Raw genomic sequence first — 14,818 nt, 5'->3', positions numbered from 1 at the left:
TTTACAATAAAATTGTTCGCTCAATATTTATTTGTTCCAAAAAGTATTCGTCGTGTGATATAACGATTAATGTTCCTTTAAACTCATTAATTGCTGCAGTTAGGATCTCGATGTTCTGAATATCAAGGTTATTTGTCGGTTCGTCGAGGATTATACTATCTGGCGACTGATTGCTTATTGTTAGACAACAAAGCATCAAACGCATTTTTTCTCCACCACTTAATACATTGCAAGGTTTATCCCAATCTTCTCTAGTAAATAAGAAACGGTTAAGCCTCATCTTGATTTCATGCTCTTGTAATGCGGTGGTATTAAATTGTTGTGCTTGTTCGTATACTTTAAGCTGATTGTCTATAAGCGAATAATCCTGATCTATATAAACTGACGTATTTTCTGCTCGGGATAATGTACCTGTTTTTGGTTCTAATTTCCCCAGTATTAATTTTATCAAAGTGGTTTTTCCTGAACCATTAGATCCTTTTAATGCAATGCGTTCGCCACTAGTAATCTGAATATTTAGGTTTTGCTTCCAAATAAACTCATTATCATAGCTATAATTAATGTCTTTGGCATTAAACAGAATTTTGCCTTTGTGTAATGACGAATTATCAAAACCAAATTTCATTTTGTCAATATCTGGTAAGGCCGAACGTAATTCTTGCAGTTCTTGCGAGATACCATCAATTTTTTCGGCATGCATACCTTTTATTTTAGAGGTACTATTCTCAGCATTATTTCTTAAGGTATTTATCATTATTCGGGCTACACCAGCTTTTTCTTGTTTCTTTTTGCCACGAGCGTCTAGTTTTTGTTGGCGTTCCAGCGTTTCACGTTCTTTTTCTTTGGCTTTTCGTAACGCTTTTTCTTTGCTATGTAAATCTTGGTTTAGGGCGTTTTGTTCTATTTGCTTTTGCTCAGCATAAAAATCATAATTACCACCATAAATACTAATACCTCGCTTACTTAGTTCGAAAACGGTGTTTAAAAGATTTAATAATTTTCGGTCGTGACTTACTACAATTAAAGCGCTCGATGTAGACTGAATAAAATCATACAATAATTGTCTGGCTGTTACATCAAGATGATTACTGGGTTCGTCCAACAGCACTAATTCTGGCTGATGAATAGAAATACCAGCAAGGAAAACCTTTGTTTTTTGTCCTCCGCTTAAAGTTTCTATTTTTTGTGATAAATCTAAGTCTGTTAATTGCCAATATTTTAAGGCATTGTTGCAGCGTTCCTCGATTGTCCAATCATCATTTAATGCGTTAAGATTATTTTCGGATACGTTTCCTTTCAGAATCTCTTTTAGAGCGGTTAGTTTTTCCTCAATTTGTAATGCCTGAGCAATTGTAAGATCATTATACTGACCAAATATTTGTGGTATATAATAAGGTTCAGAGCCGCATCTTACTTGTCCGTTTGAGGGTTGTAATTTGCCTGCAATGATTTTAAGCAAAGTCGATTTTCCTGTGCCATTGTTGCCTATTAAGGCGATTTTTTCGTTAGTATTGACAGTAAAGTTAATAGTGTCAAATAACAATTCCTTGTTGGGATGTGTATATGAAATGTTTTGTAGAATAAGCATAATTTCTTTCTTTTGAGATGAATAAATTAAGCAGACTCGATTTGGAGTCTACCTTCTTGATTGTCCGAAAGAAATTATTTTTCACATATAGTGTTGCTTTAATTTTGAGATTACAAAGATACATTTTTTTGTTTAATAGGGCATATAATATGATTTTGGAGATAATTCTGCTGTCATTTTTTTCTTCTATTATTTTAATAAAAAGGATAACAAAGCTATATAATTCAATATCTCAGCTGTAAAAAGGATAAAAATCTGTTATATTTACAACAATAGATTTTATGTTATGTATGAGGAATTAAAGTATTGGTATTTGCGTGATCACAAATTGTTTGAAACATTGAGTTTTAGACAAATAAAACAATTATGTATTATCACTGGTTTTAAAAAAGCAAACAAAGGAGAAATTATTTATTTTTCTTCTTCTGATGTGCCTCGTATTTTTTTGTTGAAAAAAGGAAATATCAAAATTGTTTCTGTTGATGAAGAAGGCAATGAAAATATAAAAGATATTATCCAGAAGGGAGATTTATTTGGAGAATTAAGTCTCGAAACTGATGAACAGACAAATGAATATGCCAAAGTACTCTCTGACGATGTTACAATATGTAGTTTTTTGATGTCAGATTTTGAAGATTTATTATTACGAAATCCAGCTTTGGCGCTGTCTTACACTAAATTTGTCGGGCTAAAAATGAAACGTATCAAAAACAGTTATTCTAATCTGATTTCTAAGGATGCCAGAACCAGAATGATTCAGTTTCTAAAAGATTGGGCAGCAAAAGAAGGTGTTCAGTCTGGAAACTCTGTTAGAATAGAGAATTATCTAACTCAAAATGATATTGCTCAAATTATTTGTACTTCAAGGCAAACAGCCACACAATTGATTAATGAATTAGAAACAAATCAGATTCTTGTTTATAACCGAAAAGAGATTTACATACAGGATATTACTAAATTATAGTTATTTGTTTGACGATTAATTTAGTAGATATTTTGATTTGAAAGGGTATTGTAGCTTTATATTATTTATTAAAACAATATCGATTGCATTTTGTACAGCGTAATAAAATTGTAAATTTTTATGTTTTGTTTGAAATAAAAAAGCTCCTTAAAATGATAAGGAGCTTAAAGAATTATGTTTTTTTAGGTTGAAAAAGCATTAGATAAGTTCTAGGTTTATTTCTTGTCTAATGTTAATTTCATTTCTTCACCATCTAATATTAATTGATCTTTTTCTATAGTACTTACAAAAGGGTAGGGAGTACCTACTTCATCTTTAATAATTAAACTTTTTCCTGCTTTGTATAGAGCAAATGTTCCATTTAATTCTGAATCTAAATACCCGGTTACTTTTCCATCTTTTGTAAACGTAAGATTTCCTTTGGTGAGTATTATGTTTTTGATTGAATCTGTAAGTGGTTTTTTGACCTCTACATTGGTAACTTTCCAGGAATTAACAAGTGTATTTCTTCCTTTATGACATGAAATCATTAATATTGATAATAAGGCAATCCCGAAGATAAGCAGTGTAGATTTTTTCATAGTTTTTTTGATTAAAAGTTAAACATGAAAAGTTACAAAAAAATAATATTCAATCAAATAATAAAATTTAAGATTTTAGGATTGAATTGACTAGTTATTAATGTATTATGAATGCTGGGACTAAGGTGTTTTTGAATTATATATCATGCATTTTTCTTGATTTAAAAATGTTACATTGATGCTAGATTTCCTCTTCCTTTTATCTTTTTTTGTATCAATAAGACGAATATTCTGTATAGTAAATGATTTTTAATAAAGGTTCAAAGTTTCTGAGGTACTAAGGTACTAAGGTTCAAAGGAACAAAGGTTAAAAGGTTGTAAAAAAGAAGATAAGAATTTAAGGCAGATTTAGTCATAAAGTAATACCAAACTTGTCACCCTGACTCAGGAAGGGTCTCCGCTAGTAGCTTGACAAAAAGAAGAACAGTATTTGATTTAGATGATAATAAGTTAGCATATAACACAGAGTAAATACTCTCATGTTAAATAGAGTAAAGGCTCATTTTTTTTCTTGAATTGTTTCATTGGATAATTGAGTTATTTACGGAGACCTTTCCTGAGTCAGGGTGACAAGTTTGAGGATATTTGGATACAATTAACCGCAGAGGACGCAAGGTTTTACGCAAAGTCCACAAAGCTTTTCAGAGCCTTTGTACCTCAGTCCCGAAGCTTCGGGATTGCAACTTTGAACCGATGCCTCTCAGAACCTTAATAAAAAAAAGCCCAATTCAACTGAATTGAGCTTTTTTGAGTATAAAAAGGGGGGGCAAAATTAGTTGTTTAGCTTTATAGAGTAGCTTCTTGTTGTACTGGGGTTTTACTTTCTACAGCAATGAATTTTGTTAGCATCATGTCTGCAGTTTGTAATGCTCCTTCAACCCAGCCTTGTCCATCTGAATAAGCTTCTCCACATATATATAAAGAACAATTGTCTATCGGGTGGATAATTTTTTCTTTTACTTCCCAGCTTTTTACTCCAATATTCCAACTATTCCAACCTCCTCCAAAAGGGTCTTCTCCCCAGTCACGGAACGTTGCGTTCTTAACTGCTGGTGCATAATCGACATCATGTATTTGTTTTAACTGACGGCTTAATTCTTCGACCATTTTGCGTGGAGCCTGATATTGATGCCAGGTTTGATTTAAAGCTTTACTTAAAAGAGATTCTGTTTCTGAATATTCTCCAATAAACGGATCATCCAGAAGTTCGGCATGTGAGATGCCTTTTTTCCAGGCTTTTTTACGTTGAGGTCTAAGTCCATCCCAGAACCCGATATTCGAACCATCATCATAACTTGCTAATAGCATTGATTCTCCACTTACTGAAGGATGTCCGTTATTTAATGGCCAATAATAAGTTTGTCTTATTGGTAAATCGGTAACGGTTCTTCCGGATTGTAATGGAACATATTCTCCTTCAGAATCATTATATCCTGCATTTCTCCACCAAGGACTAGTATAGGTCGTAAATATTTTAAATAATGGTCGTGGTGTTACACTGCTTATAAGGGATTGAATTTCCTGTAATCTAGGCGAAGTATTGGTTAATAAGTCTAGCGAACGACGTGGCATTGCCAATATTAATTGTGTCGCCTCGATTATTTCGCCATTAACAGTAAGTTCAAATAAATTATTTTTAGACTCAAATCCTTCGAGTTTGGAATCTAATCTTATTTCGCCTCCATCTGCTTCGAAGAAGTTTGCTAATGAAATCGGAACTTGTTGGAATCCATTTTTAAATCCTTTATATACAGGTTTAATACCAAAATCTGAGAGGTACCACGGAATTGCATCAGCAGCATTCCAATTGACTAGTGTTGAGTTATATCCTCCGGAATCGATACTAAATTGATATGCTTCACCACTAATTACGCGATAGAGCAGATTCCAAAAACCTAATTTGTATAATGGTTCTCCTTCAAAAGTAGCTTCCTGACACATTTTTAAACGCTCTTTTTCCGTCAATTCCGTATTTGTTATACCCGGAACCAATTGTTCGATTGCATTTACTATTATGGCTCCAGAGGTATTGCCTTTTTCTAAAAAGGATAATTTATAAGGTACTTTGTCTGGTTCGCTTGTAAAATCAGATAAGCGCAGGTGCTCTCCACGCAAATAAGCGATGTTTTGTGGCTGATCTACTGGGAAATCATATAACTTGATTTGATCCTCCTGAGATAATTTTGCATTAATATCATCTATTAATTTTACAATTAAATGTTGTGTGTTTTCAAGAATTCTCATTCCGCCTAACTCTGCTACCATATTAGGAATTCCTGGGGGGATTACAGATAATAAACGCCCTCCAATATGATCTCCTCCTTCAAAAAGAACAATCTTTTTGTTTGGATATTTTGTTTTAAGTTTCCATGCGCTGTATACGCCCGAAACACCTCCACCAACTATGGCGATATCAATTTTTTCGTTTTCCATTTTGTTATATATTTATGTTGTTTTCACAACGATTATTTCTTTAAAAGAATGATGGTAAATTAAGTATTGTACTTTCGTTTTCTAGAAGGTCAGTGTTTTTTAAAGATGCTTTCATGTTTAATGAATTCCCTCTTAATGAATCTTCCAGAGATATATTTAAGGTTGGTTGTAACGCATATCGTTTATCGACCAAAAAGGTTGCATCATTAGATTTTATTTGTATTGGTGGTGTGTCCGATGCAATACGCATATCTAGTATATAAGAAGTATTATTGGTTAAAACGTGATTTATTCCTCTCTCGACAGCTTCTTTTACTGTAGCGGGAGTAAGAACAACTTCGCCATGTTCTCCACCAAAAGCTTTTGCCAGATTCACAAAATCCATTTTTGGTCTTTCTAATCGCAAATAAGAGGGATCCATAGTTTTAGGGTTCCATCCATATCCAGGAGCTTTACCATAGGCAGCAACTACTTGTTGTAAGCCTAACTGTAATGTATGGTATTCGTGATTATTGGTAATGATATATAAGATTGGTAATTTTTCGTGCGCTGCTGTCCACCATGTTTGCGGATAGAATAAAGATGATCCATCGCCAATGGCATTAATGACTAATTTAGTACCAATTCCTTGTGAAGTTTTGTCTTCTAGTTTAATTCCTAATGATGCTGGCATTGACCATCCTAGTGAGCCTCCTGCGACACAATAATAACTAATAGGTTTTGCTCCTTTGGTTCCAAAAGGTAGATAATACTGAAATGGAGCTCCATCGGATACAGCTTCGTGTACATAGACAAAATTATCGGCTAAGTTGCGATCTTCTATAGCTTCTTTTAATGCTTTGGCTATAACAACTGCCCAGATATCTGGCTCATTCATAGCTTTTTCATGATACAGATCCCATTTTTGAGCACGAACAAGATCTAAGGCCTTGAGTTTTTGATTTCTTGCATCGGCTTCTTTAGGTCTTTGCGGGGAGATATAATTGTTTAGTATTGGCAATGTGGCTTTAATATCTCCTAGAATGGCTGTTTCACCATAAAAATTCTTAGCTATATCCCAAGTGTTGTTTGTAAGATAGGCTAGTTTTACCTGTTCTGGTATAAGCGGTCCATCTGAATATTTGAATACTGCTACTTGTGCCTGAGCTCCAAAACCGATTAAAAAAGCTACGTCATGGTCTTTAAAAGCAGCTTGAACTCCTGCTTGACTTCCTGCTAATTCTCCTTGCCAGTGATAGTCATTGTTAGGGAAGTTTGCTACACTACTAAATGATTGTAAAACTACAGGTGCACCAATTAATTCGGCTAGGTCTTGAATTTCTTTCCAGGCATCGGCATATCCTACTGCATCGCCAGCTACAATAAGCGGGTTTTTGGCTGTAGCCAATAAATTAGCAGTTTCTTTAATAGACTCATCATCTCCTGTAAAGTGTGGAGAAATACGGGTAACTCCTTTTATTTTTTGATTTTCCTCGATGGCTACCATTGTAAATTCCCATGGTATAGAGATAAAAACTGGACCATTTGGCGGCGCCATAGCTTCTTTAAAGGCTCTTTGTAATACAAGTGGCATTTCTTCGGCTGTGCGCACTTCATGAGCCCATTTTGTGTATTGTTTGGCAAGATCTACTAAGTTTGATGCTAGTAATGGTTCTTGTGTTACCAGCTCGTTCTGTTGCTGACAACAAAGTACTACTAATGGCATTTGCGATCGATGAGCGTTAAAAAGATTACCAATACTGTGGGCAATTCCTGGTGTTACATGCACTATAAGTACTCCTGGCTTACCTGTCATTCGAGCTGAACCCATTGCAGCTCCAATAGCAATATTTTCGTGTAAACATTCTATATACTTAACTCCATTTTCGGGGTAAGAGGTTCCATCTATTAGTGGGATTTCGTTGGTACCGGGAACACCAAATATGTAATGGATTCCTAAATCTTTGAGAATATCAAATAAATAATCTCTGGTCCATCGCGTAGGTGGGGCAATAGCGTCTTTTTTCATTTCTTTTTGATTTTTAGCGTAGGTTACTAAATCAAAGATAGAAACAAGGTTTTACAGAAAATTGAGTATAAATACGTGTTTTATAATTAGTTATTTTATTTTTTTAGAATAAAAAGGTAAGTGTTTTAATATAAAGAATAGAAGTTAATGTTGTATTTCGAAATTTTATTAGATATTACCTTTTATAATTCCTCTAGTTGATTGTTTTATAAAGTGTATGATTTTATCGCGTTCTACAGTTTGTTTAAAGTGGTTTTCAATTAATTCTAAAGCAAGGGTTGTATTTTTCTTTTCTTGAAAAATAATACGATATATTTCTTTGAGTTCATTTAATTTTTCGGTTTCAAATCCTCTCCTTTTTAAACCTACAGTATTTATGCCCACATAACTCAGTGGTTCTCGAGCTGCCATTATGTATGGAGGGATATCTTTTACAATGCGACTCATGCCACTAATCATGCTGTGCTCACCAATAACAGAAAATTGATGTATGGCAGTTAATCCACTAATATTAGCCCAATTACCTAGAACTACCTCTCCAGCCATTCCAACACTAAATCCTATAATACAATTATCTCCAATCAGGCTATCATGACCAATATGTGCATTAGACATTAATAAATTATTATCTCCAATTATAGTTTTTTGTTTGGATATTGTCCCTTTATTAATGGTTACAAATTCTCGTATAATATTGTTATTTCCGATTTCGAGTGTTGTGTTTTCTCCATTATATTTTAAATCTTGTGGCATTCCTGCCAACACTGCTCCCGAATGTATTTGGCAATTTTCGCCAATTCTTGAGCCATTTAAGATACTTACATTATTACCAATCCAAGTATTATTGCCAATTATGACGTCACTTTCTATAGTAGTAAAATTTCCTATATGAACATTTTTCCCAATATTGGCTTTCTTTCCTATTATTGTATTTTTCACTTTTGCTTTATTAGTTGGCAAATGTTGAAAAAATATAAATGATTTTGATTGATGTAATATCAATTAATTGAAGCTCTTATTCGGCTTAAGGTTTCTGGACTTACATTGATAAGGGAAGCAATATGTTTTAATTTTGCTTTTTTTATGATGGAAGGAAATGAATGAAGTAAGTACATATATTTTTCCTGAGCACTCATTAGTTTATATGAATGATGGAATTCATTAAGTTTAGAAAGATATAGTCTTAGTAGTTTTATATGAAATTTTGCAAATAATGGATATTCTAATAAAAGTTGCTCATCAGTATAAGATAAGGAATATAGTATAGTTTCTTCACAGGCTTGAAAGATTTCGAATGATGGTTTTTGTTCAAAAAAACTACTTAATGATGTAACGAACTGGTCGTTGGTATAAATCCATTTAGTTATTTCTTCACCATCATCAAGATAGAACCTACGGACTAATCCTGATTTTATGTAACTGATTTTTGAACATATTTTTCCTTCTTCAACGATAAACTCATTTTTAGCATAGGTTTCCTTGACAAAGCATTTTTTGATGGCTTGTTCGGTTTCGAAATCTAATTCTTGTAGCGTATTTATAAATGCAATTAGTTCGGTCATTTTTTACGAAGTTTTAGGAATCATCTTCCAGGTAATTTCTAGCACACTAAAATACTATTTAAACTGATATTTCCATAAAATCTCTAGCCCAGATAGCAACGGCATCCTTTTCTTTGTTTCCTTAACAAAGAAAAGATAGAGTGGAGAGCTGGAAATAGCTCCTTATTCTTCTCCTGTTCCGAAAAAATCTCACGTAAAGACGCTAAATAGAAATGACAAAATTGTAGTGAAACTTTGCGCCCTCTGCGGTTAATTTTTTTGCCACAGATTAAAAGATTTAAATGATTTTAAAAAAAAATACTTAGCGTCCTTTGTGTATCTCTTTGTGAACTTTGCGGTTAAATCGCTCAGGTTTCCTACGTCGAAATTGACAAACTATAGGGTTTTATTTAAGTGTAAGTTCTCCTAGAATTTCTTCGGACATGAATGGTCCTCCAGGATATTTGGCTGTATAATCAAGGTTTAGCCATACTTGTCCGCGTTCATCGATATGATAGTGCAATGTTTTCTTGTAGCTTTCGTTTACAAAAAGGACATTTTTAATCAAGTAATTTACTTTTTCGAGGTCTATCATTGACCCAATTAATATTTCTGGGTAAATATGCCCTTTGGTATGAATAAGTCTTGGTGTGCCGCCGATAGAGCGTACAGCTGCTGCCATTAAAATAGAATGATCGTCGCAATCGCCCGAAAAATACATTAAGGACTCACTTGCTGTAGCGATATAGTCGCCTTCTTTGGGATCATTTACATAATTCCATCGACTATTGATTTCTTTAAAAACAGCAAAACATTGTATTATGGTTCTATAATCCGAATATCCTTTGATGTTCTTAAAATGTTTAGACGTTGCCATTATAGCAAAATTCCTCACTTTAGGATTTTGATATTCTATGGCATTAATAATCTTAGATTTGTTAGGAAACGGAAGCAGTTTGGCAACAATAATATCCTGAGGATAAGGATTATCGGACATGGTATAGATAATCGAATTGTAATCTTCGGCAACTTCGCTAAAGCCATAATTGCCCAAAGCGGTTCCGTAAAACAAGATTATGAGGTATAAAACGATACAAATAATGATTATCGTTTTTAATTGCATTAAGAGAAAATAGAGTGCTACGAGAACAAATATAAAGAGTAATACTCTATCGAAATTAAAGGGCCAGTTGAGGTCGATTAAATTTTGGTGCAATATGATAAAAGTAGGAAGCGTGATTAAAAAACTCAATAGCATAATAATAACCTGATTCCAAGGTGATTTTACCTGAAGGCTACTTTTAAGTTTTATTAAGTCAATTTTTCTATTTTTTATCATAATGCCCCCTAAGCAATTTTTAAAGAACTTTTACCGTTTCTACAAAAGTACCTTTTTTATCAATAATACTCAGTTCAAATAATTGATTTTGAATTTTATTAAATGTTTTTTCATTTAATGGTTTTTGTGACCATTGTGTAAGTTTTAACCATTCTTGGATATCTTCGACTTTTTGCTCAAATAATTCGGCTAAAGTTCTGTCTATGCTAGGTATTGACTTGAAATCTTCGGTTGTGGCGTTTATAACTTCCAAAATTGAAGCAATTGCCTTTGGATTCTTTTTGAGCACTTCGTCACGCACAGCAATTACAAATGATGGCCATGGAGTAGGACAGTCGGTTATGCGTCTGAAAACGCCTTTATCGACTAATGGTTTTGTCATGAAACGTTCCCACATAAAGTAATCGGCAGTTTTATTTGTTAGTGCTTCGACTGCGCCATCGATAGTGTTTACGATTTCGAATTCCAGATTATTTGTTTTCCAATCTTGATTATTGGCATTTACGTAAGCCATTAATTGTGATCCTGAACCTAAGCGGGAAATTGCTACTTTTTTGTTTTCTAAATCTCCGATGGTTTTATAATCTGATTTTGCCGCAACGTGTATGCCCCAAATTAAAGGCGATTGTACATATACTTGCACAATTTTGCTTGGGTTTCCTGCAGCTATATCTTTTACGATTCCTTCGGTTAATATTACAGCAATATCAGTTTCGCCATCGCGAAGCATCTGGCACATTTTGCCTGTTCCTTCGGGAACATCTGTCCATTGTAAATCGATTCCGTCGTTTTCGAATTCGCCATTTTCAATACATAAATGCCATGGTAAATTAAAATGCTCGGGAACACCTGCTATTTTTATAGTTTTCATTTTTAGACTTCTTAGATTTTTAGATTAGTTAGACTACTTAGATTTTAGAAAATTTATTTAGCTTTTAATGATGAAATAATAATACGGAAACCATCTGGATCAAGCAACATTTTTCCGTTTTCTTCCAAATTCCAATATGGATTTTTAGCCGTTATAAAAGATATGTTATTATTTAAAATATTAATTACTAATCGATTATATTCTAAAAGTGTTTCGGGATATAATACTATAGCATCGTCTTCATCTGAAGTATGATTGGCTTTATCATTCGACTTTGTAAATTCAAAATGCCAGCCTAAATCAGGTTTCCCGATAAAAGCTCCATCATAATTGTTATGATCCTGAAAACCTCCTAGTCTTTCAAATCCCAAAATATTGACATAGAAATTTACTAGTTTTCCTAGATCATTTGTATGGCGAGCAACTCTTAAAGTCATGCTATTTTTTTATTTGATTAATATGATGTTCCAAATGCTCAACGTAATCTTTCATCAAGAAATCGAGGTTAATCATAGAACCATCACTTAATATAATTTTGTAATCGAGTGCTTTTTCATCAACAGATTTAAAAAGTCTAATAATTTGCTTATTTATCGAGTACCAAAGCTGTATTAACTCCTCCATATCCATTGTTTGATATTGGTTTATGTTAACCAAATCATTCTGGTTGTATGGTCTGTGATTATACGGCTTTGGCAGATAATTTATCTCTGTAAAACGAATTAAATTATGTATAGATGAATCTACAAGATGTCCTAAAATTTCTTTTTTTGACCATTTTTCAGGAAGTTTCTTTTCTAAAGTTTCGTTGTCTAAAGATCTTAGGTATTCTGAATTTTCATGGAGCAATTTTTCAAACTTGTAGATTGCATTTTGCATATTAATTCGTAATTAATTTGTTTAACGTGTATTTAATTAATTCATCTACAGCTTTGTATGGGTCTTCGCTAAAAGTTCCCGAAGCACGATTGGCAATAATTGCATTTAGTGATAATGCATGATGTCCTAAAAGTGCCGAAAGTCCATAAATAGCAGCAGTTTCCATTTCTAGATTTGTAATTCGGTTATCATTAAAAGTAAAATTATCCATCTTAGCATTTAATTCTTCATCCTGAATGTTTAAACGTAAAACACGCCCTTGTGGACCATAAAAACCTCCTGCAGTTGCAGTGATTCCTTTGTGTATTTTGTCGCTCTCGATAAGTTTTTCTAGTTTCTCTGAACCAGCAATTACATATGGTTTTCCTTTACGGATGTCCCAATTGGTATGGTTTATAAAAGCTTCTTCCATGGCAACATTCGAAACTTCATCGATTAAATAAGAACGAAGCATATTATCAAGACCAAGTCCAAAAGTAGACATTACAAAACTATCTACAGGAATATCTGCTTGTAGTGAACCAGAAGTTCCAATTCTGATAATATTTAGAGAGGTTAGGTTTTCTTTTGGTTTACGAGTTTCTAAATCAATATTTACCAAAGCGTCTAATTCGTTTACTACAATATCAATATTATCTGGACCAATACCAGTAGACATTACAGTAATTCTTTTTCCTTTATAGGTTCCGGTTTGAGTTTTAAATTCTCTTTTTTGTGTAGAAAACTCGATGCTGTCAAAAAACTGAGTAATTTTTTCTACACGATTTTGATCGCCTACAAAAATAATGTCATTTGCAATATGTTCTGGGCGAAGATTTAAATGGTAAACGCTTCCGTCTGGATTTAGTATTAATTCTGATGATTGTATCATTGTTTGTATTTTTTAAGGTTCAAAGGGTTTTTAAAGGTTCAAAGAGACAAAGGTTCTGAGGTTCTAAGGTTTTCTTATAGAAGCGCATAACTGTACGTCTTTTTTTTTATTTTTTTAAAGGTTCAGTTCTGTAGAGGCGCACCGCAGTGCGTCTTTTCCTGTGTTTTGTTATGATTTAACCGCAAAGGGCGCAAAGGTTTCATACTAGATTTTCATAAACGCAAGGTTCGCAAAGAAAAATTTTGCGCTCAAAGTTATGTATCTGAAAACCGAAACTGATTACTGGTACTAAATACTAGCCGCCAACACGTTTTACTTTAAATCCTTTAGCTTTTAGTATTTCCATTATTTTATCTCGGTAATCACCTTGTATAATAATAGAATCGTCTTTAAAAGTGCCGCCAACGCTTAATTTGGTTTTAATTTCTTTGGCTAGGATTTTAAAATCTTCATCGGTTCCTTCGTAACCTTCGATTATGGTTGTAGCTTTTCCTTTTCGTTTTTCGTATTTACAAATCATAGGTTCTTTTTGAATAAAAAGCGTATGATCTTCTGGAACCACAATTTCGTCGGGAGATACTTCGTGATCCGGGAAAAGATTTTTTAGTTGGTCTTGTAAGTCCATTTGTAATTTATTTTAAAATTAAAAAGACATTAAGTATAAACTCAATGTCTTTTTATTATTAGGTAAATTTAAAGATTATTTTTTGATTAAACCCAAATCTACCAAACGTTCGTATAAATATTCTCCAGCAGTAATATCCTCGAATTTTTTAGGATTCTCGTCATCAATACAGTTTTCTAAACAATCCAAACGCATATCGCTTACAGGGTGCATAAAAAACGGAACAGAGAAACGAGATGTTCCCCATAATTCTCTTGGAGGGTTAACTACTTGGTGAATAGTCGATTTTAGTCTGTTGTTGGTATGACGAGAAAGCATGTCTCCAACATTAATTACCAATTGATCATCTTCGGCAATGGCATCAATCCATTCTCCATCATGATTTTGAACTTGTAATCCTTTTCCTTGCGCTCCCATTAATAAGGTAATAAGGTTAATATCACCGTGAGCAGCAGCACGAATTGCATCTTTAGGTTCAGATGTAATTGGTGGGTAGTGAATAGGACGTAGGATAGAATTTCCGTCTTTGGCATATTTGTCAAAGTAAAATTCATCTAATCCAAGGTGTAATGCTAAAGCTCTTAAAACATAAACTCCAGTTTTTTCAAGCATTTGGTACGCTTCTTTACCAACTGCATTAAATTTAGGTAGTTCTGTTACTTCAACATTTTCTGGGTATTCTGAGGCATACTTTGAGTCTTCACTCACATACTGACCAAAATGCCAGAATTCTTTTAAGTCACCTTCTTTTCTTCCTTTGGCGTGTTCTGTACCAAAAGAAACATAACCTCTCTGACCTCCAATACCTGGAATTTCATAATTATGTTTAGATTCTATTGGCAATGCGAAAAATTTTCTAATTTCGCCATAAAGTTCGTCAACTAACTGATCATCTAAAAAATGACCTTTTAGGGCAACGAAGCCAATGTTTTCAAATGCATTTCCGATTTCATTTACAAATTTTTGTTTACGTTCCGGGCTGTCCGAAAGGAAATCACGTAAGTCTACACTAGGAATGTTTTGCATACTTTACATATTTATTGATAACTTGATTGGTTTAAAAACCATATCTTGAGCAAATGTAAAACTAATTTGTTATTTTTATTTCAACAAATGCT

Annotated in this window: 14 protein-coding genes; 1 reads left to right on the top strand and 13 read right to left on the bottom strand. The window is 33.4% G+C overall.

What is annotated here, in order from left to right:
• Window position 1 precedes the first annotated feature (1 nt).
• Window positions 2–1,588, bottom strand: coding sequence for a ribosomal protection-like ABC-F family protein (gene abc-f / locus ACJ6WR_RS00405; RefSeq protein WP_409416728.1), 1,587 nt, complete (start codon window positions 1,586–1,588; stop codon window positions 2–4).
• A 286-nt stretch (window positions 1,589–1,874) separates the two neighbouring features.
• On the opposite strand from abc-f, the gene ACJ6WR_RS00400 reads away from it, so the two are divergent.
• Entirely contained in the window at window positions 1,875–2,552 is a 678-nt protein-coding gene (locus tag ACJ6WR_RS00400; RefSeq protein WP_086893822.1) for a Crp/Fnr family transcriptional regulator, read from the top strand.
• Between the two features lie 215 nt (window positions 2,553–2,767).
• Here ACJ6WR_RS00400 and ACJ6WR_RS00395 read toward each other — a convergent pair whose 3' ends face one another.
• The 12 genes from ACJ6WR_RS00395 to ACJ6WR_RS00340 all read right to left on the bottom strand — a co-directional run bounded on the left by ACJ6WR_RS00395 (window position 2,768) and on the right by ACJ6WR_RS00340 (window position 14,726).
• Window positions 2,768–3,133: a hypothetical protein gene (locus tag ACJ6WR_RS00395; RefSeq protein ID WP_039114149.1), complete on the bottom strand. Its 366-nt coding sequence runs from the start codon at window positions 3,131–3,133 to the stop codon at window positions 2,768–2,770.
• Between the two features lie 786 nt (window positions 3,134–3,919).
• Window positions 3,920–5,566: a flavin monoamine oxidase family protein gene (locus tag ACJ6WR_RS00390; protein ID WP_409416727.1), complete on the bottom strand. Its 1,647-nt coding sequence runs from the start codon at window positions 5,564–5,566 to the stop codon at window positions 3,920–3,922.
• A gap of 40 nt (window positions 5,567–5,606) precedes the next feature.
• Window positions 5,607–7,574 carry a thiamine pyrophosphate-binding protein gene (locus ACJ6WR_RS00385; protein WP_082001826.1) on the bottom strand — a complete coding sequence of 656 codons (1,968 nt, stop codon included), beginning with the start codon at window positions 7,572–7,574 and terminating at the stop codon, window positions 5,607–5,609.
• Window positions 7,575–7,742: 168 nt separating this feature from the next.
• Window positions 7,743–8,513, bottom strand: coding sequence for an acyl-ACP--UDP-N-acetylglucosamine O-acyltransferase (gene lpxA, locus ACJ6WR_RS00380; RefSeq protein ID WP_409416726.1), 771 nt, complete (start codon window positions 8,511–8,513; stop codon window positions 7,743–7,745).
• Between the two features lie 59 nt (window positions 8,514–8,572).
• Window positions 8,573–9,136 (bottom strand): Crp/Fnr family transcriptional regulator, encoded by a 564-nt coding sequence (locus ACJ6WR_RS00375; protein WP_039114146.1) that lies wholly within the window; start codon window positions 9,134–9,136, stop codon window positions 8,573–8,575.
• Between the two features lie 385 nt (window positions 9,137–9,521).
• Window positions 9,522–10,454: a hypothetical protein gene (locus ACJ6WR_RS00370; RefSeq protein WP_039114143.1), complete on the bottom strand. Its 933-nt coding sequence runs from the start codon at window positions 10,452–10,454 to the stop codon at window positions 9,522–9,524.
• A 19-nt stretch (window positions 10,455–10,473) separates the two neighbouring features.
• Entirely contained in the window at window positions 10,474–11,325 is an 852-nt protein-coding gene (locus ACJ6WR_RS00365; protein WP_409416725.1) for a substrate-binding domain-containing protein, read from the bottom strand.
• A 53-nt stretch (window positions 11,326–11,378) separates the two neighbouring features.
• The gene (locus ACJ6WR_RS00360; protein ID WP_409416724.1) at window positions 11,379–11,762 is read right to left on the bottom strand and encodes a VOC family protein; all 384 of its coding nucleotides are present in this window, start codon (window positions 11,760–11,762) and stop codon (window positions 11,379–11,381) included.
• A gap of 1 nt (window position 11,763) precedes the next feature.
• Entirely contained in the window at window positions 11,764–12,204 is a 441-nt protein-coding gene (locus ACJ6WR_RS00355; RefSeq protein ID WP_409416723.1) for a DinB family protein, read from the bottom strand.
• A 1-nt stretch (window position 12,205) separates the two neighbouring features.
• Window positions 12,206–13,075 (bottom strand): nucleoside phosphorylase, encoded by an 870-nt coding sequence (locus ACJ6WR_RS00350; protein WP_039114138.1) that lies wholly within the window; start codon window positions 13,073–13,075, stop codon window positions 12,206–12,208.
• 295 nt (window positions 13,076–13,370) lie between these two features.
• On the bottom strand, window positions 13,371–13,700 hold the full coding sequence (locus tag ACJ6WR_RS00345) for a translation initiation factor (RefSeq protein WP_039114137.1): 330 nt from the start codon (window positions 13,698–13,700) through the stop codon (window positions 13,371–13,373).
• Between the two features lie 75 nt (window positions 13,701–13,775).
• Window positions 13,776–14,726, bottom strand: a complete 951-nt coding sequence (locus ACJ6WR_RS00340) for an isopenicillin N synthase family dioxygenase (RefSeq protein ID WP_039114136.1) — start codon at window positions 14,724–14,726, stop codon at window positions 13,776–13,778.
• Window positions 14,727–14,818: the final 92 nt, after the last annotated feature.

This window comes from Flavobacterium sp. PS2, assembly GCF_046250155.1.
GTDB lineage: Bacteria > Bacteroidota > Bacteroidia > Flavobacteriales > Flavobacteriaceae > Flavobacterium.
This window is presented reverse-complemented; position numbering and strand designations above follow the sequence as displayed.

What these genes read in the sequence shown, in the direction of transcription:
- abc-f (WP_409416728.1), bottom strand. Translation starts at nt 1,588, where the DNA reads ATGCTTATTCTACAAAACATTTCATATACACATCCCAACAAGGAATTG.
- ACJ6WR_RS00400 (WP_086893822.1), top strand. Translation starts at nt 1,875, where the DNA reads ATGTATGAGGAATTAAAGTATTGGTATTTGCGTGATCACAAATTGTTT.
- ACJ6WR_RS00395 (WP_039114149.1), bottom strand. Translation starts at nt 3,133, where the DNA reads ATGAAAAAATCTACACTGCTTATCTTCGGGATTGCCTTATTATCAATA.
- ACJ6WR_RS00390 (WP_409416727.1), bottom strand. Translation starts at nt 5,566, where the DNA reads ATGGAAAACGAAAAAATTGATATCGCCATAGTTGGTGGAGGTGTTTCG.
- ACJ6WR_RS00385 (WP_082001826.1), bottom strand. Translation starts at nt 7,574, where the DNA reads ATGAAAAAAGACGCTATTGCCCCACCTACGCGATGGACCAGAGATTAT.
- ACJ6WR_RS00375 (WP_039114146.1), bottom strand. Translation starts at nt 9,136, where the DNA reads ATGACCGAACTAATTGCATTTATAAATACGCTACAAGAATTAGATTTC.
- ACJ6WR_RS00370 (WP_039114143.1), bottom strand. Translation starts at nt 10,454, where the DNA reads ATGATAAAAAATAGAAAAATTGACTTAATAAAACTTAAAAGTAGCCTT.
- ACJ6WR_RS00365 (WP_409416725.1), bottom strand. Translation starts at nt 11,325, where the DNA reads ATGAAAACTATAAAAATAGCAGGTGTTCCCGAGCATTTTAATTTACCA.
- ACJ6WR_RS00360 (WP_409416724.1), bottom strand. Translation starts at nt 11,762, where the DNA reads ATGACTTTAAGAGTTGCTCGCCATACAAATGATCTAGGAAAACTAGTA.
- ACJ6WR_RS00355 (WP_409416723.1), bottom strand. Translation starts at nt 12,204, where the DNA reads ATGCAAAATGCAATCTACAAGTTTGAAAAATTGCTCCATGAAAATTCA.
- ACJ6WR_RS00350 (WP_039114138.1), bottom strand. Translation starts at nt 13,075, where the DNA reads ATGATACAATCATCAGAATTAATACTAAATCCAGACGGAAGCGTTTAC.
- ACJ6WR_RS00345 (WP_039114137.1), bottom strand. Translation starts at nt 13,700, where the DNA reads ATGGACTTACAAGACCAACTAAAAAATCTTTTCCCGGATCACGAAGTA.
- ACJ6WR_RS00340 (WP_039114136.1), bottom strand. Translation starts at nt 14,726, where the DNA reads ATGCAAAACATTCCTAGTGTAGACTTACGTGATTTCCTTTCGGACAGC.